Below are 21941 nucleotides of genomic sequence, written 5' to 3' on the forward strand. Positions count from 1 at the left end.
TAACACGCCAGCGTTATCCCATCCCACTCATCGCATCGCCTAAATGGAAAATTGGCAAATACATTGCCACCACTAGCGTACCGATAATTCCTCCCGTTATGACCAGCAACACCGGTTCGAGCAAGGCTGCAAGGTTATCCGCCAGCGCCATGGTGTTATCCCGATGATGACGGGCGAGGTTGTCTAACATGAGATCCAGCGAACCGGATGCCTCTCCTGTTCTCACTAATTGCAAACAGAGCGGGCTAAACTCACCGGCATTTTTTAGCGCCAGCCAGATAGGATGACCGTTACTGATATCGTGCTGGATTTGTGTCAGAAGTTGCTCCCAGTACTGACAGCGCATTGTTGCTCTGACGCTCTCTACGCCCTGTAAAAAAGTAATGCCTGCACTTTGTGTCAGCGCCAGAATCGTAAAGATCTGCGTGAGTTTTTGCCCTCGCATCAGTGAACCCATAATTGGGATGCGTAACAGTGATTTTTGCCTCACGATGAGCCAGGTCGGGCGGCGCACCAGCAACTTATTGGCTATTGCCAGCAGTAAGCCGAACAACAGCAGCAGCCAGCCCCATTCGCCACTAAAGTCTGCCAGCGTCATGATCCCCTGCGTTAGCGCCGGTAATGGGGTGTTAAAGGTCTTGTAGATAGCAGCAAACTCCGGCAGTACAAAATGCAGCATTGCCACAACCACCATGATTGCCATCGCTAAAATGATGATGGGATAACGCAACGCTGATTTCACTTTATCGGCTAACTGACGTTGGGCTTTTTGCTGTCGAGCAAGTTCAAAGCAACATTCATCTAACTTACCAGTCAATTCCCCCGTGCGGATCATTGCCTGATAGAGCGGCGGAAATACCTCTGACCAGGGTAATAAGGCATTGGAAAAAGCAATGCCCTGTTCGAGATCGTGCGCCAGCGATTGCAGCAACGCTTGCCATTGCTTACTGGGATGCTGTTCCGCCAGCAGTGCCAGCCCTTCAGAAAGCGTTAACCCGGCTTTGAGTAGCGTCGCCAGTTGATGAATGACTTCCGCGCTTTTATCTCCTCGCCACTGCGCAGAATTGATGGCGATTCGCTTCAGGCTAAGTGGGGTAACCATCTGTTGCTGTAGTGCTATGAGCAGCAAAGCACGGCTCTCTGCCCATAGCATCCCATCTTGCGCATTGCCGTCGCCGGTTATGCCACGCCAGCGCCAGAGTTGCTTACTCGCCATACGGCATTCCCAATACGCGGATTAACTCTTCAAAGGTGGTTAAGCCTTGCTCCACCGCCAGGCAGCCGTTTTCAAAAAGCGTTCGCATACCCGCCTGTCGGGCGTGCGTTTCCAGCGATTCAACGTCGGTATTAGCGGAAATAAGCTGACGTATGACCGGTGTTATGGGCAGAACTTCAAATAAGGCCGTGCGACCATAAAAACCGTGGTAGCAATGTACACAACCGGGTGCTTGCCAGCGGGGCAGCGGCGACGGCCATACATTGTCTGGAATATGGATGGGCTCCCCTTGCTGCAGGCGACAATGTGGGCAAAGTTTACGTACCAGACGCTGGGCTATTACCAGCGTAAGCGCCGATGAGAGCATCCAGCGGGCGACTCCCATTTGCTGTAAACGTACCAGCGTTTCAGTGGTGGAATTGGTGTGTAGGGTAGACAACTCCAGGTGACCGGTTTGCGCCGCTTTAATAGCGATCTCTGCTGTTTCGCCATCGCGGATCTCTCCGATCATGATGACGTCAGGGTCCTGGCGCAATAACGCACGCAAAACGCCCTGAAAGGTAAGACCGGCACGCGGATGGATTTGCGTCTGGTTTAGTCCGGCTATGGGGATCTCAACCGGATCTTCGACGCTACAAATATTAATGTCAGCGGTATTCAGCGTTTGCAGGGCACTATAAAGCGTGACCGTTTTGCCGCTGCCTGTAGGGCCAGTTACCAGCACCAGTCCCTGTGGTTGTTGCAAGGCATGAGCAAAGTCCGCCAGTTGTAACGGCTGCATCCCCAGCGTGTTGATATCCAGTGCCTGGCTCACCTGCTGTAACAACCTTAATACCACCTTTTCACCACCCTGGCATGGTAAGGTCGCAATACGAAATGAGACGGCGTTTCCTGCCAGTTCGACAGTGAATTGCCCGTCCTGCGGCAGGCGATGTTCCGCAATATCCAGGTTGCCCAGCACTTTTAATCTGGCGGTTAATGCGACTCCGGCATCCGGTAAAACATCCGGTAAAGGATGCAATACACCGTCGATACGCAAGCGGATGCGGTAGGCATTGTCCGCTGGTTCGATATGAATATCAGACGCGCGTTGTTCCAGCGCAGATTGTAACGTTCGAGTCAGCAACTCTGCTTTGGGCTGATGCTTCTCATGAATAGCTACGGGCAATGTCTGTTGGGTGCGACTGGCGTGACCTTCCATTTGTTGGCGCGTCCAGCAGGTGATCTCAATACGTTTGGTGGTAGCGAAATGCAATGCGTCCAGTAGCTCATGCGAAGGGGCATCGACCACCGCAACATGAACCACCTCTTCGCTGGCATCCAGCAAGACTCCCTGATAACGCAGACACAGGGCGGTGAGCTGTGGAATATTCATTGCCGCTCCTTAGTTGGCGTCATCAAAGCGAAAGACATCTTCGCAGGCTTGCTGCAATGCGCTGTCACTTTGAATATTGCAGTTGCGCGTCCAGCCGGTGACGCCGTTTGCGTTATCCCAACCCGGTGTCATGACGACGCTTAGCCCATTGAGACTTTCTTGCCCGGTCAGCGACACCACGCCCTTTGCCACACTCATGGCTGAAACATAGCGGGTGGTGGTAGGCGAGGGAATGCCATTGCTGCCACCGTCGCAGGTATCTAATCCACCATGTTCCAGCGCGCACAACTCTACGGCGGTACGGTAAGGCACAAAGGTTTGTAGCATGTCGGTGAGTGCGGCTTTGCGCAGGTAGTTTTGATAAGCGGGAATACCAATGGCGCTTAAAATGGCAATGATGCCAATAACCACCATCAGTTCGATAAGTGTAAAACCGCGTTGCTTGTCCATTTGTTTCGCTCCTTGATTTGGTTGGCGCTACTTTGGCAAACGCCATCAGCACAAGCGAGGGGCAAAAAACGAAACGGGAAAGCAGCTTCCGGAGTTTTTTATTACGTTGCAGCGAAAGACAAGAAATTTGCGAGGCGTTACGAAGAAAGTTGGGAAAGGGGAGATTATCCGCCCGCGATGGAGCGGATAAATCTGTCAGCAATCAGCGAAAACGCATTGAAAGGTCGAGTGCCTGTACGTGTTTAGTTAGCGCACCGACGGAGATAAAGTCCACGCCCGTTTCGGCAAATTCGCGCAGTGTTTTGTCAGTGACGTTGCCAGACACTTCCAGTAGCGCCTTGCCGTTGGTGCGTTTGACGGCTTCGCGCATCTGTTCTGTTTCGAAGTTATCCAGCATGATGATATCGGCACCTGCTTTCAGGGCTTCATCAAGTTCTTCCAGATTCTCTACTTCGACTTCTACTGGCGCATCTGGGTGCAGCCAGGACGCTTTTTCGACCGCCTGGCGCACTGAGCCGGAGGCAATAATATGGTTTTCTTTGATCAGGAAGGCATCAGAAAGCCCCAGGCGGTGATTCGCTCCGCCGCCGCAAAGTACCGCGTATTTCAGAGCTGAACGCAGGCCGGGTAAGGTTTTGCGCGTATCCAACAGCTGCGTGTTGGTGCCTTCCAGTAATTCGACATAGTGGCGTACCTTACTGGCAACTCCTGAAAGGGTTTGCACAAAATTAAGCGCAGTGCGTTCGCCCGTTAACAGCACGCGAGATGGGCCTTCAAGTTCGAACAAGGGTTGATTAGCGTTGATGACATCGCCGTCATCCACATGCCAGATTATGGTGACATCGTCGCCTGCCAGTTGAATAAACACCTCTTCAACCCAGCGTTTGCCGCAAAATACGCCATTCTCGCGTGTGATCACTGTGGCATGAGAGCGAGAGTTTTCCGGTAAAAGTTTTGCCGTAATGTCATTGTTGGCATCGACTGTTCCGCCTAAATCTTCCCGCAGCGCCTGGGCCACCGCGCCGGGGATATCGAGATTAATGCGTTCCAGCAGCTCGTCACGTCGGGTGTCAGGGTTATAGCGGCGAGGCGGCATGTTAAAACTCCAGATAGCTAACGAATCATAAGGTAGAAACATGCTACTCTGAACCGGGTATTAGCACCACATATAAGGAGATCCTGCATGTTGTTAGAACAGGGGTGGCTGGTTGGCGCGCGCCGCGTTCCCTCACCACATTACGATTGCCGCCCGGATGACGAAACACCCACCCTGCTGGTGGTGCACAATATTAGCCTGCCGCCAGGCGAGTTTGGCGGTCCGTGGATCGACGCATTATTCACTGGAACTATTGATCCGCAGGCACATCCTTTCTTTGCTGAGATCGCCCATTTGCGCGTCTCCGCTCACTGTTTGATTCGCCGCGATGGTGAAATAGTCCAGTATGTTCCTTTCGATAAACGTGCCTGGCATGCCGGAGTCTCTCAGTATCAGGGGCGCGAACGCTGCAATGATTTTTCTATTGGGATTGAGCTGGAAGGCACCGATACGCTGGCGTATACCGATGCGCAGTATCAACAGCTTGCGGCGGTTACGCGGGCACTGATTGATCGCTATCCAGATATCGCTAATAACATGACGGGCCATTGTGATATTGCGCCGGATCGGAAAACCGATCCCGGCCCCGCCTTTGATTGGGCACGGTTTCGCGCCCTGGTCAGCAAGGAGACAACATGACGCTGTTTACAACCCTATTGGTGTTAATTTTCGAGCGCCTGTTTAAGCTGGGCGAGCACTGGCAGCTTGATCATCGTCTTGAGGCGTTCTTCCGGCGGGTGAAACATTTTTCTCTCGGGCGCACATTAGGCATGACCATTATTGCGATGGGCGTGACTTTTTTACTGTTACGCGCATTGCAGGGAGTATTGTTCAACGTTCCCACGCTGCTGGTGTGGCTGCTGATTGGTTTGCTGTGTATTGGCGCAGGTAAAGTTCGTCTTCATTATCATGCTTATCTGACAGCTGCTTCACGTAATGATAGCCATGCCCGTGCCACGATGGCTGGCGAACTCACCATGATTCACGGCGTCCCGGCAGGCTGCGATGAACGTGAGTATTTGCGTGAGCTGCAAAATGCATTGCTGTGGATTAACTTTCGTTTTTATCTTGCTCCGTTGTTCTGGCTGATTGTGGGGGGAACCTGGGGACCCGTTACGCTGATGGGGTATGCGTTTTTGCGTGCATGGCAATACTGGCTGGCGCGATACCAGACGCCGCATCATCGTTTACAGTCCGGCATTGATGCCGTGCTTCATGTACTGGATTGGGTGCCGGTTCGTCTTGCGGGTGTGGTATATGCCTTGATCGGTCATGGTGAGAAAGCGTTACCGGCCTGGTTTGCTTCGCTGGGTGATTTCCATACTTCGCAATATCAGGTATTAACGCGTCTGGCACAGTTCTCTCTGGCGCGTGAACCGCATGTCGATAAGGTGGAGACGCCAAAGGCAGCGGTTTCAATGGCGAAGAAAACCTCGTTCGTGGTCGTGGTGGTAATTGCGCTACTGACGATTTACGGGGCGTTGGTGTAAAGATTATTGCCCTCACCCTGCACGGGTGAGGGCGTAGAGAGATTAATGCGCTTTTACGGCTTTGGCGGTTTTCTCTTTAAACAGATAGCCGATACCTAACACGATCAGCCATACCGGGATCAGGTATACCGAAATCGCCATTCCTGGGGTCATCAGCATAATCACCAGTACCGCCGCCATAAACAGCAGGCAGATCCAGTTACCCAGCGGATAAAGCAGGGCAGGGAAGCGAGTTACCACGCCTTGTTCTTGTTTGGCACGACGGAATTTCATATGCGCCAGACTGATCATCGCCCAGTTGATGACCAGTGCAGATACCACCAGCGCCATTAACAGTCCGAATGCGGATTCCGGTGCAAGGTAGTTAATCAGCACGCACAATGCCGTAACCAGCGCAGACACCAGAATAGTGTTAACCGGTACACCGCGTTTGTCGACAGACGCCAGCGCTTTTGGCGCGTTGCCCTGTTGTGCCAGACCAAACAGCATACGGCTGTTGCAATATACGCAGCTGTTGTACACGGAGAGCGCAGCAGTCAGTACCACGATGTTCAGCGCATTAGCCACAAAGGTATCGCCCAATTCGTGGAAGATCAGTACAAACGGACTGGTATCAGCAGTAACGCGGGTCCATGGCATCAGCGAGAGCAGAACGGCTAACGAACCAATGTAGAAAATCAGGATGCGGTAGATAACCTGGTTAGTTGCTTTCGGGATACTTTGCTCCGGATTATCAGCTTCTGCTGCGGTGATCCCCACCAGTTCCAGACCGCCGAAAGAGAACATGATAATCGCCATCATCATCACCAGCCCGGTGAAGCCGTGCGGCAGGAAACCACCCTGATCCCACAGGTTGCTAACGGTCGCCTGCGGGCCGCCGTTGCCGCTGAATAGCAGCCAGCCGCCGAAGATGATCATTGCTACCACCGCGATAACTTTGATAATGGCAAACCAGAACTCCATCTCACCAAACACTTTTACGTTTGTCAGGTTGATGGCGTTGATCACCACAAAGAACACGGCGGCAGAAACCCAGGTTGGGATTTCCGGATACCAGAACTGAATGTATTTACCCACGGCAGTCAGCTCTGCCATGGCAACTAAAACGTACAGTACCCAGTAGTTCCAGCCAGAGGCGAAACCGGCAAAACTGCCCCAGTATTTATAAGCAAAGTGGCTAAAGGAGCCTGCGACAGGTTCTTCGACCACCATTTCACCCAGCTGACGCATGATCAGAAAGGCGATAAAACCAGCAATGGCGTATCCCAGGATAATCCCTGGCCCTGCGGACTGTATTACGGAGGCGCTACCCAGGAATAGCCCTGTCCCTATCGCGCCACCCAGCGCGATAAGCTGAATATGGCGGTTTTTAAGGCCGCGCTTTAGCTGCTCGCCGTGCTGTTGACCTTCCATCATGAAACCTCGTGCGGTGATTGTTTTTTTGATCTACGCAGTGATGCGTGTGTAAGTTTGCAATTCCGTTTGTTGTATTAATTTGTTTACATCAAAGAAGTTTGAATTGTTACAAAAAGACTTCCGTCAGATCAAGAATAATGGTATGCGACAGCGAATGCACCCGCTTTATGCATGGTTGAAGATGAGTTGCTTAAAAAGAAACCGTTTGTAAAGCTCAGCCTCAACCCCTCTCAATATGCAGAATGAATTTAAATTCGTTTTAATTGAATTAAAAATCACAAAATTGGTAAGTGAATCGGTTCAATTCGGATTTTTATAGTTTAATAATCGTTAAAAAATCCCTTTCCTACGTAAAGTCTACATTTGTGCATAGTTACAACTTTGAAACGTTATATATGTCAAGTTGTTAAAATGTGCACAGTTTCATGATTTCAATCAAAACCTGTATGGACATAAGGTGAATACTTTGTTACTTTAGCGTCACAGACATGAAATTGGTAAGACCAATTGACTTCGGCAAGTGGCTTAAGACAGGAACTCATGGCCTACAGCAAAATCCGCCAACCAAAACTCTCCGATGTGATTGAGCAGCAACTGGAGTTTTTGATCCTCGAAGGCACACTCCGCCCGGGCGAAAAACTCCCACCGGAACGCGAACTGGCGAAACAGTTCGACGTCTCCCGTCCCTCCTTGCGTGAGGCGATTCAACGTCTCGAAGCAAAGGGCTTGTTGCTTCGTCGCCAGGGTGGCGGCACTTTTGTTCAGAGCAGCCTCTGGCAAAGTTTCAGCGATCCGCTGGTGGAGCTGCTCTCCGACCATCCTGAATCACAGTATGACTTGCTCGAAACACGACACGCCCTGGAAGGTATCGCCGCCTATTACGCCGCGCTGCGTAGTACCGATGAAGACAAGGAACGCATCCGTGAACTCCACCACGCCATAGAGCTGGCGCAGCAGTCTGGCGATCTGGACGCGGAATCAAACGCCGTCCTCCAGTATCAGATTGCCGTCACCGAAGCAGCCCACAATGTAGTTCTGCTTCATCTGCTAAGGTGTATGGAGCCGATGTTGGCTCAGAATGTCCGTCAGAACTTCGAATTGCTCTATTCGCGTCGCGAGATGCTGCCGCTGGTGAGTAGTCACCGCACTCGCATATTCGAAGCGATTATGGCCGGTAAGCCGGAAGAAGCGCGCGAAGCATCGCATCGCCATCTGGCCTTTATCGAAGAAATTTTGCTCGACAGAAGCCGTGAAGAGAGCCGCCGTGAGCGTTCTCTGCGTCGTCTGGAACAACGAAAGAATTAGTGATTTTTCTGGTAAAAATTATCCAGAAGATGTTGTAAATCAAGCGCATATAAAAGCGCGGCAACTAAACGTAGAACCTGTCTTATTGAGCTTTCCTGCGAGAGTTCAATGGGACAGGTTCCAGAAAACTCAACGTTATTAGATAGATAAGGAATAACCCATGTCAGAACGTTTCCCAAATGACGTGGATCCGATCGAAACTCGCGACTGGCTCCAGGCGATCGAATCGGTCATCCGTGAAGAAGGTGTTGAGCGTGCTCAGTATCTGATCGACCAACTGCTTGCTGAAGCCCGCAAAGGCGGTGTCAACGTAGCCGCAGGCACCGGTATCAGCAACTACATCAACACCATCCCCGTTGAAGAACAACCGGAGTATCCGGGTAATCTGGAACTGGAACGCCGTATTCGTTCAGCTATCCGCTGGAACGCCATCATGACGGTTCTGCGTGCGTCGAAAAAAGACCTCGAACTGGGCGGCCACATGGCGTCCTTCCAGTCGTCCGCAACCATTTATGATGTGTGCTTTAACCACTTCTTCCGTGCGCGCAACGAGCAGGATGGCGGCGACCTGGTTTACTTCCAGGGCCACATCTCCCCGGGCGTTTACGCACGTGCTTTCCTGGAAGGTCGTCTGACTCAAGAGCAGCTGGATAACTTCCGTCAGGAAGTTCACGGCAATGGCCTCTCTTCCTATCCGCACCCGAAACTGATGCCGGAATTCTGGCAGTTCCCGACCGTATCTATGGGTCTGGGTCCGATTGGTGCTATTTACCAGGCTAAATTCCTGAAATATCTGGAACACCGTGGCCTGAAAGATACTTCTAAACAGACCGTTTACGCCTTCCTCGGCGACGGCGAGATGGACGAACCAGAATCCAAAGGTGCGATCACCATCGCTACCCGTGAAAAACTGGATAACCTGGTCTTCGTTATCAACTGTAACCTGCAGCGTCTTGACGGCCCGGTCACCGGTAACGGCAAGATCATCAACGAACTGGAAGGCATCTTCGAAGGTGCAGGCTGGAACGTGATCAAAGTGATGTGGGGTAGCCGTTGGGATGAGCTGCTGCGTAAAGATACCAGCGGTAAACTGATCCAGCTGATGAACGAAACTGTTGACGGCGACTACCAGACCTTCAAATCGAAAGATGGTGCGTACGTTCGTGAACACTTCTTCGGTAAATATCCGGAAACCGCAGCTCTGGTTGCAGACTGGACTGATGAGCAGATCTGGGCGCTGAACCGTGGTGGTCACGATCCGAAGAAAATCTACGCTGCATTCAAGAAAGCGCAGGAAACCAAAGGCAAAGCGACAGTAATCCTTGCTCATACCATTAAAGGTTACGGCATGGGCGACGCAGCTGAAGGTAAAAACATCGCGCACCAGGTTAAGAAAATGAACATGGACGGCGTGCGTCATATCCGCGACCGTTTCAATGTGCCGGTGTCTGATGCTGATATCGAAAAACTGCCGTACATCACCTTCCCGGAAGGTTCTGAAGAGCATACCTATCTGCACGCTCAGCGTCAGAAATTGCACGGTTATCTGCCAAGCCGCCAGCCGAACTTCACCGAGAAGCTGGAGCTGCCGAGCCTGCAAGACTTCGGCGCGCTGCTGGAAGAGCAGAGCAAAGAGATCTCTACCACTATCGCTTTCGTTCGTGCCCTGAACGTGATGCTGAAGAACAAGTCGATCAAAGATCGTCTGGTGCCGATCATCGCCGACGAAGCGCGTACTTTCGGTATGGAAGGTCTGTTCCGTCAGATTGGTATTTACAGCCCGAACGGTCAGCAGTACACCCCGCAGGACCGCGAGCAGGTTGCTTACTATAAAGAAGACGAGAAAGGTCAGATTCTGCAAGAAGGGATCAACGAGCTGGGCGCAGGTTGCTCCTGGCTGGCAGCGGCGACCTCTTACAGCACCAACAATCTGCCGATGATTCCGTTCTACATCTATTACTCGATGTTCGGCTTCCAGCGTATCGGCGATCTGTGCTGGGCTGCTGGCGACCAGCAGGCACGTGGCTTCCTGATCGGCGGTACTTCCGGTCGTACCACCCTGAACGGCGAAGGTCTGCAGCACGAAGATGGTCACAGCCACATTCAGTCGCTGACTATCCCGAACTGTATTTCTTACGACCCGGCTTACGCTTACGAAGTTGCTGTCATCATGCATGATGGTCTGGAGCGTATGTACGGTGAGAAACAAGAGAACGTTTACTACTACATCACTACGCTGAACGAAAACTACCACATGCCGGCAATGCCGGAAGGTGCTGAGGAAGGTATCCGTAAAGGTATCTACAAACTCGAAACCATTGAAGGTAGCAAAGGTAAAGTTCAGCTGCTCGGCTCCGGTTCTATCCTGCGTCACGTCCGTGAAGCGGCAGAGATCCTGGCGAAAGATTACGGCGTAGGTTCTGACGTATATAGCGTGACATCCTTCACCGAACTGGCGCGTGATGGTCAGGATTGTGAGCGCTGGAACATGCTGCACCCGCTGGAAACTCCGCGCGTTCCGTATATCGCTCAGGTGATGAACGACGCTCCGGCAGTGGCATCTACCGACTATATGAAACTGTTCGCTGAGCAAGTCCGTACTTACGTACCGGCTGACGACTACCGCGTACTGGGTACTGATGGCTTCGGTCGTTCCGACAGCCGTGAGAACCTGCGTCACCACTTCGAAGTTGATGCTTCTTATGTCGTGGTTGCGGCGCTGGGCGAACTGGCTAAACGTGGCGAAATCGATAAGAAAGTGGTTGCTGACGCAATCGCCAAATTCAACATCGATGCAGAAAAAGTTAACCCGCGTCTGGCGTAAGAGGTAAAAGAATAATGGCTATCGAAATCAAAGTACCGGACATCGGGGCTGATGAAGTTGAAATCACCGAGATCCTGGTCAAAGTGGGCGACAAAGTTGAAGCCGAACAGTCGCTGATCACCGTAGAAGGCGACAAAGCCTCTATGGAAGTACCGTCTCCGCAGGCGGGTATCGTTAAAGAGATCAAAGTCTCTGTTGGCGATAAAACCCAGACCGGCGCACTGATTATGATTTTCGATTCCGCCGACGGTGCAGCTGACGCTGCACCTGCTCAGGCAGAAGAGAAGAAAGAAGCAGCTCCGGCAGCAGCACCCGCGGCTGCGGCGGCAAAAGACGTAAATGTTCCGGATATCGGCAGCGATGAAGTCGAAGTGACCGAAATCCTGGTGAAAGTGGGCGACAAAGTTGAAGCTGAACAGTCGCTGATCACCGTAGAAGGCGACAAGGCTTCTATGGAAGTTCCGGCTCCGTTTGCAGGCACCGTGAAAGAGATCAAAGTGACCGTGGGTGACAAAGTGTCTACCGGCTCGCTGATTATGGTCTTCGAAGTCGCGGGTGAAGCAGGCGCGGCAGCTCCGGCGGCTAAACAGGAAGCGGCTCCGGCAGCGGCCCCTGCACCAGCGGCTGGCGTGAAAGAAGTTAACGTTCCGGATATCGGCGGTGACGAAGTTGAAGTGACCGAAGTGATGGTGAAAGTGGGCGACAAAGTTGCCGCTGAACAGTCACTGATCACCGTAGAAGGCGATAAAGCTTCTATGGAAGTTCCGGCTCCGTTTGCAGGCGTCGTGAAGGAACTGAAAGTCAACGTTGGCGACAAAGTGAAAACTGGCTCGCTGATTATGATCTTCGAAGTTGAAGGCGCAGCACCTGCGGCAGCTCCTGCGAAACAGGAAGCGGCAGCGCCGGCTCCGGCAGCAAAAGCTGAAACTCCGGCAGCAGCACCGGCTGCGAAAGCAGAAGGCAAATCTGAGTTTGCTGAAAACGACGCTTACGTTCACGCGACTCCGCTGATCCGCCGTCTGGCACGCGAATTTGGCGTTAACCTGGCGAAAGTGAAGGGCACTGGCCGTAAAGGTCGTATCCTGCGCGAAGACGTTCAGGCTTACGTGAAAGAAGCGATCAAACGTGCAGAAGCGGCTCCGGCGGCAACTGGCGGCGGTATCCCTGGCATGCTGCCGTGGCCGAAGGTGGACTTCAGCAAGTTTGGTGAAATCGAAGAAGTGGAACTGGGCCGCATCCAGAAAATCTCTGGTGCGAACCTGAGCCGTAACTGGGTGATGATCCCGCATGTTACTCACTTCGACAAAACCGATATCACTGAGCTGGAAGCGTTCCGTAAACAGCAGAACGAAGAAGCAGCGAAACGTAAGCTGGATGTGAAGATAACCCCAGTTGTCTTCATCATGAAAGCCGTTGCTGCGGCACTTGAGCAGATGCCTCGCTTCAACAGTTCTCTGTCGGAAGACGGTCAGCGTCTGACCCTGAAGAAATACATCAACATCGGTGTGGCGGTGGATACCCCGAACGGCCTGGTTGTTCCGGTATTCAAAGACGTCAACAAGAAAGGCATCATCGAGCTGTCTCGCGAGCTGATGACTATTTCTAAGAAAGCGCGTGACGGTAAGCTGACTGCGGGCGAAATGCAGGGCGGTTGCTTCACCATCTCCAGCATCGGCGGCCTGGGTACTACCCACTTCGCGCCGATTGTGAACGCGCCGGAAGTGGCTATCCTAGGCGTTTCCAAGTCCGCGATGGAGCCGGTGTGGAATGGTAAAGAGTTCGTGCCGCGTCTGATGCTGCCGATTTCTCTCTCCTTCGACCACCGCGTGATCGACGGTGCTGATGGTGCCCGTTTCATTACCATCATTAACAACACGCTGTCTGACATTCGCCGTCTGGTGATGTAAGTAAAAGAGCCGGCCCAACGGCCGGCTTTTTTCTGGTAATCTCATGAATGTATTGAGGTTATTAGCGAATAGACAAATCGGTTGCCGTTTGTTGTTTAAAAATTGTTAACAATTTTGTAAAATACCGACGGATAGAACGACCCGGTGGTGGTTAGGGTATTACTTCACATACCCTATGGATTTCTGGGTGCAGCAAGGTAGCAAGCGCCAGAATCCCCAGGAGCTTACATAAGTAAGTGACTGGGGTGAGGGCGTGAAGCTAACGCCGCTGCGGCCTGAAAGACGACGGGTATGACCGCCGGAGATAAATATATAGAGGTCATGATGAGTACTGAAATCAAAACTCAGGTCGTGGTACTTGGGGCAGGCCCCGCAGGTTACTCCGCTGCCTTCCGTTGCGCTGATTTAGGTCTGGAAACCGTAATCGTAGAACGCTACAACACCCTCGGCGGTGTTTGCCTGAACGTCGGCTGTATCCCTTCTAAAGCACTGCTGCACGTAGCAAAAGTTATCGAAGAAGCCAAAGCGCTGGCTGAACACGGTATCGTCTTCGGCGAACCGAAAACCGATATCGACAAGATTCGTACCTGGAAAGAGAAAGTGATCAATCAGCTGACCGGTGGTCTGGCTGGTATGGCGAAAGGCCGCAAAGTCAAAGTGGTCAACGGTCTGGGTAAATTCACCGGGGCTAACACCCTGGAAGTGGAAGGTGAGAACGGCAAAACCGTGATCAACTTCGACAACGCGATCATTGCAGCGGGTTCTCGCCCGATCCAACTGCCGTTTATTCCGCATGAAGATCCGCGTATTTGGGACTCCACAGATGCGCTGGAACTGAAAGAAGTACCAGAACGCCTGCTGGTAATGGGTGGTGGTATCATCGGTCTGGAAATGGGGACCGTATACCACGCGCTGGGTTCACAGATTGACGTGGTTGAAATGTTCGATCAGGTTATCCCGGCAGCTGACAAAGACATCGTTAAAGTCTTCACCAAGCGTATTAGCAAGAAATTCAACCTGATGCTGGAAACCAAAGTTACCGCCGTTGAAGCGAAAGAAGACGGTATCTATGTGACGATGGAAGGTAAAAAAGCACCGGCTGAACCGCAGCGTTACGACGCCGTACTGGTAGCGATTGGTCGTGTGCCGAACGGTAAAAACCTCGACGCAGGCAAAGCAGGCGTGGAAGTGGACGACCGTGGTTTCATCCGCGTTGATAAACAGCTGCGTACCAACGTACCGCACATCTTTGCTATCGGCGATATCGTCGGTCAGCCGATGCTGGCACACAAAGGTGTTCACGAAGGTCACGTTGCCGCTGAAGTTATTGCCGGTAAGAAACACTACTTCGATCCGAAAGTTATCCCGTCTATCGCCTATACCGAACCAGAAGTTGCATGGGTGGGTCTGACTGAGAAAGAAGCGAAAGAGAAAGGCATCAGCTACGAAACCGCCACCTTCCCGTGGGCTGCTTCTGGTCGAGCTATCGCTTCTGACTGCGCAGATGGTATGACCAAGCTGATTTTCGACAAAGAATCTCACCGTGTGATCGGTGGTGCGATTGTCGGTACTAACGGCGGCGAGCTGCTGGGTGAAATCGGTCTGGCAATCGAAATGGGTTGTGATGCCGAAGACATCGCACTGACCATCCACGCGCACCCGACTCTGCACGAGTCTGTGGGCCTGGCGGCAGAAGTGTTCGAAGGTAGCATCACCGACCTGCCGAACCCGAAAGCGAAGAAGAAGTAATTTTTCGTTTGCCGGAACATCCGGCAATTAAAAAAGCGGCTAACCACGCCGCTTTTTTACGTCTGCAATTTACCTTTCCAGTCTTCTTGCTCCACGCTCAGACAGCCGTTCGCGTACTGCTGACCGTTGCTCGTTATTCAGCCTGGCAGTATGGTTACTGTCGTTTAGACGTTGTGGGCGGCTCTCCTGAACTTTCTCCCGAAAAACCTGACGTTGTTCAGGTGATGCTGATTGAACACGCTGGCGGGCGTTATCACGTTGCTGTTGGTTCTGTGGGCGCTGCTGTACTTTTTCCTTAAATACCTGGCGCTGCTCAGGCGAGGCAGACTGAATACGCTCACGCGCTGCCTCTCTTCGCTGCTGGTTCTGTGGGTTAGTCTGCATTCTCTCGCGGACTGCCTGGCGCTGCTCAGGAGAGGCCGACTGATAACGCTGACGAGCGGCGTCCTTTTGTTGCTGGGTCAGTGGTTGGCGACGGCTGAAGTCGCGGAAGTCGTCATAGCTCCCATAGTGTTCAGCTTCATTAAACCGCTGTGCCGCTGCCTGACGTTGGGTATCTCGCGTAATGACGGGTGTGGCGTGTGTTCGTTGCTGAAACTGACTTGCTGCCGCCTGACGCTGGCTGTCGCGTGTTGGAGCAGGTAACTGCGTGGCGCTCATGCCGCCGTTGACATCGGTTTGGTGAAACCGCTTTGCCATATCCTGATCATGATAGGGCACACCATTACGGTAGTTTGGATTGTGCCGCCATGCCATATTCTTATCAGTAAGATGCTCACCGGTGATACGGTTGAAATTGTTGACGTTGATATTGATGTTGTCGCCGTTGTGTTGCCAGCCATTACCGTCACGATGACCGCCATCGTGGTGGTGATAATCATCATCGTCATGATGATGGTCATGATCGTCGTCATCCCAGTCGATGCTGCTGAATAGTGCGTATGTAGTAGCAACGCCCATGCTATAGCCGAATCCGCGCACAAAGCTGTCAACAAACGGTTCTCCGGCTGGTGGTGGCAGATAAACCGGCGGATACGCAGTATTGGCCCAGTTCCCGTAAACCACGGTTGGGTTGTAGTTGGGAATATAGACCACATCAGGGTTGGCGGGCTCAATGGAAATGACGGTTGTTGCAGGCTCTGTAATGACAGGGTTGGCAGTTGTAACGGTATTGGATGGTATGACGGGAGCCGTGACTGTCTGTTTTACCGGTATAGCTTTCTTCGTTGTGGTAATAACTTTCTGTTCGGTTGATGACTTCAGCGAGCCGGTTTGTTGCGCCAGTTGCCGCAACCGCTGTACCGAGTCCATCACGTCCTGCGGCTGCGCCAGAAAAGCATCGCCCAGGTTTTGCACCCATTGCGGGTTTTCGCCCATTAACGCCATCAATTGCGGAAAAGCCACCAGCGATTTGACGCTGGCGTCCCACGGCTGGTCAGATACCGCCTGAATAGCAGCATCGCCTTGTTTAAGTGGATTATCGTGCGACCATTGCACTGCTTGCGCAACGTTTGCCGGATAGGTTGATGCCATTAACACTTGTGAAAGCAAAGAGTCGGGGTACAGCGCGACAGGTGCAACCCATTGATCTATTTGCGCAGTGCTGAATGCGGTTTTAACGACGGCGGGCGTTACGGGCGGTGCGGAAACCGTTGCAGGAAGCGTAACTGCGGTGATGTCAGGCGCAGCCAGTTGTGTCGATTGCGCTTCCACAGGCGCTTCCACTGTGCGGCTTTTTATATATAGCCCTGCAGAGGCGGCACAAAGCCCGGCACTGCAAATTAGCGCCAGCACATGGGGTTTAAACGGCAAAGTCATTTTCATAATTCGGATCTCAAGGAAATCGCAATGGTCGGCGAACTGCCACCCGCAGGTGCTGTGAATCCGAGTATAAAGAGGCGGTAGTTTAAATTTTGACTAATCTTGGGATTCGTTGAGAAAGGTGATTATCACCATGCGAATTAACGAAGTTTTTACGGAGGGAAACAATCTCTAGACCATCCTTAACGATTCAGCCACTTTTTTATGTTGCTTTTTTGTAAACAGATTAACACATCGTCAAAATCCTGCTATTCTGCCCGTTGCGGTACTGGGCATTTACCCTACAAACTGCTGTCTCACAGGAGCGTGAAGAGAATCGCCTGCCGCACTATGACAATGAGAGCGAGGAGAACCGTCGTGCTAGAAGAATACCGTAAGCACGTAGCTGAGCGTGCCGCTGAGGGGATTGCGCCCAAACCCCTGGATGCAAACCAAATGGCCGCACTTGTAGAGCTGCTGAAAAACCCGCCCGCGGGCGAAGAAGAATTCCTGTTAGATCTGTTAACCAACCGTGTTCCCCCTGGCGTCGATGAAGCCGCCTATGTCAAAGCAGGCTTCCTGGCTGCTGTCGCCAAAGGCGAAGCTAAATCCCCACTGCTGACTCCGGAAAAAGCCATCGAACTGCTGGGCACCATGCAGGGTGGTTATAATATTCATCCGCTGATCGACGCGCTGGATGATGCCAAACTGGCACCGATCGCTGCCAAAGCACTTTCTCACACGCTGCTGATGTTCGATAACTTCTATGACGTAGAAGAGAAAGCGAAAGCAGGTAACGAATATGCGAAGCAGGTAATGCAGTCCTGGGCGGATGCCGAATGGTTCCTGAATCGCCCGGCGCTGGCTGAAAAACTGACCGTTACCGTCTTCAAAGTAACTGGCGAAACCAACACCGATGACCTTTCTCCGGCACCGGATGCGTGGTCGCGCCCGGATATCCCACTGCACGCGCTGGCGATGCTGAAAAACGCGCGTGAAGGCATCGAGCCAGATCAGCCGGGTGTTGTTGGTCCGATCAAGCAAATCGAAGCTCTGCAACAGAAAGGTTTCCCGCTGGCCTATGTGGGTGACGTTGTGGGTACCGGTTCCTCGCGTAAATCTGCGACTAACTCCGTGCTGTGGTTTATGGGTGAAGATATTCCTCATGTACCGAACAAACGCGGCGGTGGTTTGTGCCTCGGTGGTAAAATTGCACCAATCTTCTTTAACACGATGGAAGACGCGGGTGCATTGCCAATCGAAGTCGACGTCTCTAACCTGAACATGGGCGACGTGATTGACGTTTACCCGTACAAAGGTGAAGTGCGTAACCACGAAACCGGCGAACTGCTGGCAACCTTCGAACTGAAAACCGACGTGCTGATTGATGAAGTGCGTGCTGGCGGTCGTATTCCGCTGATTATCGGGCGTGGCCTGACCACCAAAGCGCGTGAAGCACTCGGCCTGCCACACAGCGATGTGTTCCGTCAGGCGAAAGATGTCGCTGAGAGCGATCGCGGCTTCTCGCTGGCGCAGAAAATGGTCGGTCGTGCCTGCGGCGTGAAAGGCATTCGTCCGGGTGCGTACTGCGAACCGAAAATGACCTCTGTCGGTTCTCAGGACACCACCGGCCCGATGACCCGTGATGAACTGAAAGACCTGGCGTGCCTGGGCTTCTCGGCTGATCTGGTGATGCAGTCTTTCTGCCACACCGCGGCGTATCCGAAACCAGTTGACGTGAACACGCACCACACGCTGCCGGACTTTATCATGAACCGTGGCGGTGTGTCGCTGCGTCCGGGTGATGGCGTAATCCACTCCTGGCTGAACCGTATGCTGCTGCCGGATACCGTCGGTACTGGCGGTGACTCCCATACCCGTTTCCCGATCGGTATCTCTTTCCCGGCGGGCTCTGGTCTGGTGGCATTTGCAGCTGCAACAGGCGTAATGCCGCTGGATATGCCGGAATCCGTTCTGGTTCGCTTCAAAGGCAAAATGCAGCCGGGCATCACCCTGCGCGATCTGGTACACGCCATTCCGCTGTATGCGATCAAACAAGGTCTGCTGACTGTTGAGAAGAAAGGCAAGAAAAACATCTTCTCTGGTCGCATTCTGGAAATTGAAGGTCTGCCGGATCTGAAAGTTGAGCAGGCCTTTGAGCTGACCGATGCGTCCGCCGAGCGTTCTGCTGCCGGTTGTACCATCAAGCTGAACAAAGAGCCGATCATTGAATACCTGAACTCTAACATCGTCCTGCTGAAGTGGATGATCGCGGAAGGTTACGGCGATCGTCGTACCCTGGAACGCCGTATTCAGGGCATGGAAAAATGGCTGGCGAATCCTGAGCTGCTGGAAGCCGATGCTGATGCAGAATACGCAGCAGTAATCGACATCGATCTGGCTGATATCAAAGAGCCAATCCTCTGTGCACCGAACGACCCGGACGACGCACGTCCGCTGTCTGCGGTACAGGGCGAGAAGATCGACGAAGTGTTTATCGGTTCTTGCATGACCAACATCGGTCACTTCCGTGCCGCCGGTAAACTGCTGGATGCGCATAAAGGTCAGCTGCCGACCCGTCTGTGGGTGGCTCCGCCAACGCGTATGGACGCCGCGCAGTTGACCGAAGAAGGCTACTACAGCGTCTTCGGTAAGAGTGGTGCGCGTATCGAGATCCCTGGCTGTTCCCTGTGTATGGGTAACCAGGCGCGTGTAGCAGACGGTGCGACGGTGGTTTCCACCTCTACCCGTAACTTCCCGAACCGTCTGGGGACTGGCGCGAACGTCTTCCTGGCTTCTGCGGAACTGGCTGCTGTTGCGGCGCTGATTGGCAAACTGCCGACGCCGGAAGAGTACCAGACCTACGTGGCGCAGGTAGATAAAACAGCCGTTGATACTTACCGTTATCTGAACTTCAACCAGCTTTCTCAGTACACCGAAAAAGCAGATGGGGTGATTTTCCAGACTGCGGTTTAATAAGTAAGCGCACCCGCTGCGCATAAACGAGACAATGCCCGGTGAATGAGATTCCCGGGCATTTTTTATTTCTAAACCATCGCCGTTCCGCTGTTTTTCTCCGATAAGGCTGCGATAATTAAATCAATGGCGCAATGCGATTTCGGCGCATTGCCGGGAGCAGAGGAACACACTATGGATTATGAATTTCTGCGCGATGTAACCGGAGTGGTAAAGGTGCGCATGTCCATGGGGCATGAGGTGGTCGGGCACTGGTTTAATGAAGAGGTAAAAGAAAACCTGGCCTTGCTTGATGAAGTGGAAGACGCCGCGCGCACGCTCAAAGGCAGCGAACGTTCCTGGCAGCGGGCAGGGCATGAATACACCCTGTGGATGGACGGTGAAGAGGTAATGGTTCGCGCCAATCAACTGGAATTCGCTGGCGATGAAATGGAAGAGGGAATGAACTACTACGACGAGGAAAGCCTGTCGCTGTGCGGCGTTGAGGACTTCTTGCAGGTAGTGGCGGCTTATCGCGATTTTGTGCAGCAGAAGTAGATAAATCTGGCGGAGCCTGCGAGCTCCGCCAGAGCCGTTAAACAGCTGGCATATTGCGCCCGTAATAAATCTCGCGCATTTCTTTCCACAGCGCAGCGGTAATTTCCTGGCGCTCGCTGTCGGTTAAATCTTCCGGTTTAGTGTGGAACATGTAGTGCTTAAGGTCGAACTCTTTAAGCAACATTTTTGTATGGAAGATATTTTCCTGATAGACGTTCACATCCACCATGTCATACAGCGCCTTCATATCCTCGGACATAAAGTTCTGAATCGAATTAATCTCATGGTCGATAAAGTGCTTCATACCGTTAATGTCGCGGGTAAAACCGCGCACGCGATAATCAATGGTTACGATATCGGACTCAAGCTGGTGGATCAGGTAATTCAGCGCCTTCAGCGGAGAAATCACGCCGCAGGTCGAGACTTCAATATCGGCGCGGAAGGTACATAAACCACCTTCAGGATGGCTTTCCGGGTAGGTATGTACGCAAATATGACTTTTATCGAGATGGGCAACGACCGTTTCTGGCAGTGGGCCGGGGTGTTCTGTTTTGTCGATAAGTTTCGGGTCGACCGGTTCTTCACTCACCAGAATAGTGACGCTGGCACCCTGTGGTTCGTAATCCTGGCGGGCAATGTTAAGAATATTGGCCCCGATAATGGAACAGGTTTCTGACAGGATTTCGGTCAGACGATTGGCATTATAGAGTTCATCGATATAAGCGATATAACCGTCGCGCTCTTCGGCTGTTTTGGCATAGCAGATATCGTAAATACAAAAACTCAGACTTTTGGTCAGATTATTAAAGCCATGCAGTTTCAGTTTTTTCAATTTCTTATCTTCTCCTTAGGACGGCTGTGAGGCCAGTGCGTCTTGCAGATACTGAGGTAAGGCAAAAGCTGCCGTATGGACTGCCGGATTGTAATAACGGCATTTCAGGCCAGAAGCGAGAAAACGCGCCTGAATAATTTCGCTTGAGAGATGGCGTAAGGCGTCGTTATCTGTCGCCCATGCAAAGGTCATGATGCCGCCGTAATAGGTCGGGATTGCCGCCTGATAAAAGCCAACATCGCTGAAGTAATGGCTGAGTTTACGATAGCTGTCGATAGCCTCTTCCTGCTGTAAAAAGCAGACGCCGTTTTGTGCGACGAAGATACCGCCAGGATTCAGGCAACGTTTGCAGCCTTCATAAAATGCTGAGGTGAACAGACTCTCGCCGGGACCGATAGGATCGGTGCAGTCGGAGATAATAACATCAAAGGTCTGGCTGGTTTGATTAACGAAATTGACGCCATCGTCGATTACCAGTTTAAAGCGCGGATCGTCGTAGCTACCGGCGTTATGGTTGGGCAGATACTGACGGCAGAACGATACGACACCCGCATCGATTTCCACCATCGTGATTGACGCAACGTTTTTATGTCGGGTCACTTCACGCAGCATGGCACCGTCGCCGCCGCCGATAATCAGCACATGTTTCGCGTGACCGTGGGCTAATAGCGGAACGTGGGTCATCATCTCATGATAGATAAACTCGTCGCGCTCGGTGGTTTGTACTACGCCATCCAGCGCCATTACGCGACCAAATGCGGCGTTCTCAAAAATGATCAGATCCTGGTGAGCGGTCTTTTCATGATACAGAACGTTATCTACAGCAAAGTACTGCCCAAACTGGTCGTGTAGCGTTTCATGCCACTGTTTTTTTTCGGCCATGGGTTGATACCTCCTTTGTTAACACCCGTAAAAAAAGGGCGCAACATAATAGCTAACATTGACCGCGGATGCACGGTCAATATTTC

General features: G+C 52.4%; 16 protein-coding genes. 8 read left to right on the forward strand and 8 right to left on the reverse strand.

Annotation, left to right across the window (positions count from 1 at the left end; all coding sequences use genetic code 11):
* Positions 1-13: 13 nt before the first annotated feature.
* From hofC to nadC, 4 genes are all read right to left on the reverse strand, one after another.
* On the reverse strand, positions 14-1216 hold the full coding sequence (hofC, locus tag QUE74_RS00560) for a protein transport protein HofC (protein WP_000157286.1): 1203 nt from the start codon (positions 1214-1216) through the stop codon (positions 14-16).
* On the reverse strand, positions 1206-2591 hold the full coding sequence (gene gspE / locus QUE74_RS00565) for a type II secretion system protein GspE (RefSeq protein WP_001025163.1): 1386 nt from the start codon (positions 2589-2591) through the stop codon (positions 1206-1208). Before gspE ends, hofC begins: the two co-directional genes overlap by 11 nt.
* Before the next feature lie 9 nt (positions 2592-2600).
* A complete protein-coding gene (ppdD, locus tag QUE74_RS00570) occupies positions 2601-3041 on the reverse strand; it encodes a prepilin peptidase-dependent pilin (protein ID WP_000360904.1) in 441 nt (146 codons plus the stop codon).
* Between the two features lie 202 nt (positions 3042-3243).
* On the reverse strand, positions 3244-4137 hold the full coding sequence (gene nadC, locus QUE74_RS00575; RefSeq protein ID WP_001135168.1) for a carboxylating nicotinate-nucleotide diphosphorylase: 894 nt from the start codon (positions 4135-4137) through the stop codon (positions 3244-3246).
* An 87-nt stretch (positions 4138-4224) separates the two neighbouring features.
* Here nadC and ampD point away from each other — a divergent pair, with 87 nt between their 5' ends.
* Both ampD and ampE read left to right on the forward strand, forming a co-directional pair.
* Positions 4225-4776, forward strand: coding sequence for a 1,6-anhydro-N-acetylmuramyl-L-alanine amidase AmpD (gene ampD, locus QUE74_RS00580; RefSeq protein WP_000923726.1), 552 nt, complete (start codon positions 4225-4227; stop codon positions 4774-4776).
* Positions 4773-5627, forward strand: coding sequence for a beta-lactamase regulator AmpE (ampE, locus tag QUE74_RS00585; protein WP_000172005.1), 855 nt, complete (start codon positions 4773-4775; stop codon positions 5625-5627). Before ampD ends, ampE begins: the two co-directional genes overlap by 4 nt.
* Before the next feature lie 42 nt (positions 5628-5669).
* Here the strand turns inward: ampE and aroP are convergent, their stop codons facing one another.
* Complete coding sequence (gene aroP, locus QUE74_RS00590) at positions 5670-7043, reverse strand: aromatic amino acid transporter AroP (RefSeq protein ID WP_000969915.1); 1374 nt, start codon at positions 7041-7043, stop codon at positions 5670-5672.
* Between the two features lie 540 nt (positions 7044-7583).
* Between aroP and pdhR the strand changes: the two genes are divergently transcribed.
* The 4 genes from pdhR to lpdA all read left to right on the forward strand — a co-directional run bounded on the left by pdhR (position 7584) and on the right by lpdA (position 14828).
* Complete coding sequence (gene pdhR / locus QUE74_RS00595; RefSeq protein WP_000331776.1) at positions 7584-8348, forward strand: pyruvate dehydrogenase complex transcriptional repressor PdhR; 765 nt, start codon at positions 7584-7586, stop codon at positions 8346-8348.
* Positions 8349-8508: 160 nt separating this feature from the next.
* Complete coding sequence (gene aceE / locus QUE74_RS00600; RefSeq protein ID WP_000003821.1) at positions 8509-11172, forward strand: pyruvate dehydrogenase (acetyl-transferring), homodimeric type; 2664 nt, start codon at positions 8509-8511, stop codon at positions 11170-11172.
* A 14-nt stretch (positions 11173-11186) separates the two neighbouring features.
* Entirely contained in the window at positions 11187-13079 is a 1893-nt protein-coding gene (gene aceF, locus QUE74_RS00605) for a pyruvate dehydrogenase complex dihydrolipoyllysine-residue acetyltransferase (protein ID WP_000963545.1), read from the forward strand.
* Between the two features lie 324 nt (positions 13080-13403).
* A complete protein-coding gene (gene lpdA, locus QUE74_RS00610; RefSeq protein WP_000102485.1) occupies positions 13404-14828 on the forward strand; it encodes a dihydrolipoyl dehydrogenase in 1425 nt (474 codons plus the stop codon).
* Positions 14829-14897: 69 nt separating this feature from the next.
* Here the strand turns inward: lpdA and QUE74_RS00615 are convergent, their stop codons facing one another.
* Positions 14898-16652, reverse strand: a complete 1755-nt coding sequence (locus QUE74_RS00615) for a DUF3300 domain-containing protein (RefSeq protein ID WP_000784402.1) — start codon at positions 16650-16652, stop codon at positions 14898-14900.
* Positions 16653-17006: 354 nt separating this feature from the next.
* Between QUE74_RS00615 and acnB the strand changes: the two genes are divergently transcribed.
* A complete protein-coding gene (gene acnB / locus QUE74_RS00620; protein WP_001355211.1) occupies positions 17007-19604 on the forward strand; it encodes a bifunctional aconitate hydratase 2/2-methylisocitrate dehydratase in 2598 nt (865 codons plus the stop codon).
* A 174-nt stretch (positions 19605-19778) separates the two neighbouring features.
* On the forward strand, positions 19779-20141 hold the full coding sequence (gene yacL / locus QUE74_RS00625) for a protein YacL (protein ID WP_001353457.1): 363 nt from the start codon (positions 19779-19781) through the stop codon (positions 20139-20141).
* A gap of 37 nt (positions 20142-20178) precedes the next feature.
* On the opposite strand, the gene speD is transcribed toward yacL, so the two are convergent.
* Both speD and speE read right to left on the reverse strand, forming a co-directional pair.
* Positions 20179-20973, reverse strand: coding sequence for an adenosylmethionine decarboxylase (gene speD, locus QUE74_RS00630; RefSeq protein ID WP_000734290.1), 795 nt, complete (start codon positions 20971-20973; stop codon positions 20179-20181).
* Positions 20974-20988: 15 nt separating this feature from the next.
* Entirely contained in the window at positions 20989-21855 is an 867-nt protein-coding gene (gene speE, locus QUE74_RS00635; protein ID WP_000818397.1) for a polyamine aminopropyltransferase, read from the reverse strand.
* Positions 21856-21941 lie beyond the last annotated feature (86 nt).

The organism is Escherichia sp. 10290 (assembly GCF_030295155.1).
GTDB lineage: Bacteria > Pseudomonadota > Gammaproteobacteria > Enterobacterales > Enterobacteriaceae > Escherichia > Escherichia coli_F.

Coding starts and splice junctions, on each gene's coding strand:
- hofC (WP_000157286.1), bottom strand. CDS start 1,216: ATGGCGAGTAAGCAACTCTGGCGCTGGCGTGGCATAACCGGCGACGGC.
- gspE (WP_001025163.1), bottom strand. CDS start 2,591: ATGAATATTCCACAGCTCACCGCCCTGTGTCTGCGTTATCAGGGAGTC.
- ppdD (WP_000360904.1), bottom strand. CDS start 3,041: ATGGACAAGCAACGCGGTTTTACACTTATCGAACTGATGGTGGTTATT.
- nadC (WP_001135168.1), bottom strand. CDS start 4,137: ATGCCGCCTCGCCGCTATAACCCTGACACCCGACGTGACGAGCTGCTG.
- ampD (WP_000923726.1), top strand. CDS start 4,225: ATGTTGTTAGAACAGGGGTGGCTGGTTGGCGCGCGCCGCGTTCCCTCA.
- ampE (WP_000172005.1), top strand. CDS start 4,773: ATGACGCTGTTTACAACCCTATTGGTGTTAATTTTCGAGCGCCTGTTT.
- aroP (WP_000969915.1), bottom strand. CDS start 7,043: ATGATGGAAGGTCAACAGCACGGCGAGCAGCTAAAGCGCGGCCTTAAA.
- pdhR (WP_000331776.1), top strand. CDS start 7,584: ATGGCCTACAGCAAAATCCGCCAACCAAAACTCTCCGATGTGATTGAG.
- aceE (WP_000003821.1), top strand. CDS start 8,509: ATGTCAGAACGTTTCCCAAATGACGTGGATCCGATCGAAACTCGCGAC.
- aceF (WP_000963545.1), top strand. CDS start 11,187: ATGGCTATCGAAATCAAAGTACCGGACATCGGGGCTGATGAAGTTGAA.
- lpdA (WP_000102485.1), top strand. CDS start 13,404: ATGAGTACTGAAATCAAAACTCAGGTCGTGGTACTTGGGGCAGGCCCC.
- QUE74_RS00615 (WP_000784402.1), bottom strand. CDS start 16,652: ATGAAAATGACTTTGCCGTTTAAACCCCATGTGCTGGCGCTAATTTGC.
- yacL (WP_001353457.1), top strand. CDS start 19,779: ATGGATTATGAATTTCTGCGCGATGTAACCGGAGTGGTAAAGGTGCGC.
- speE (WP_000818397.1), bottom strand. CDS start 21,855: ATGGCCGAAAAAAAACAGTGGCATGAAACGCTACACGACCAGTTTGGG.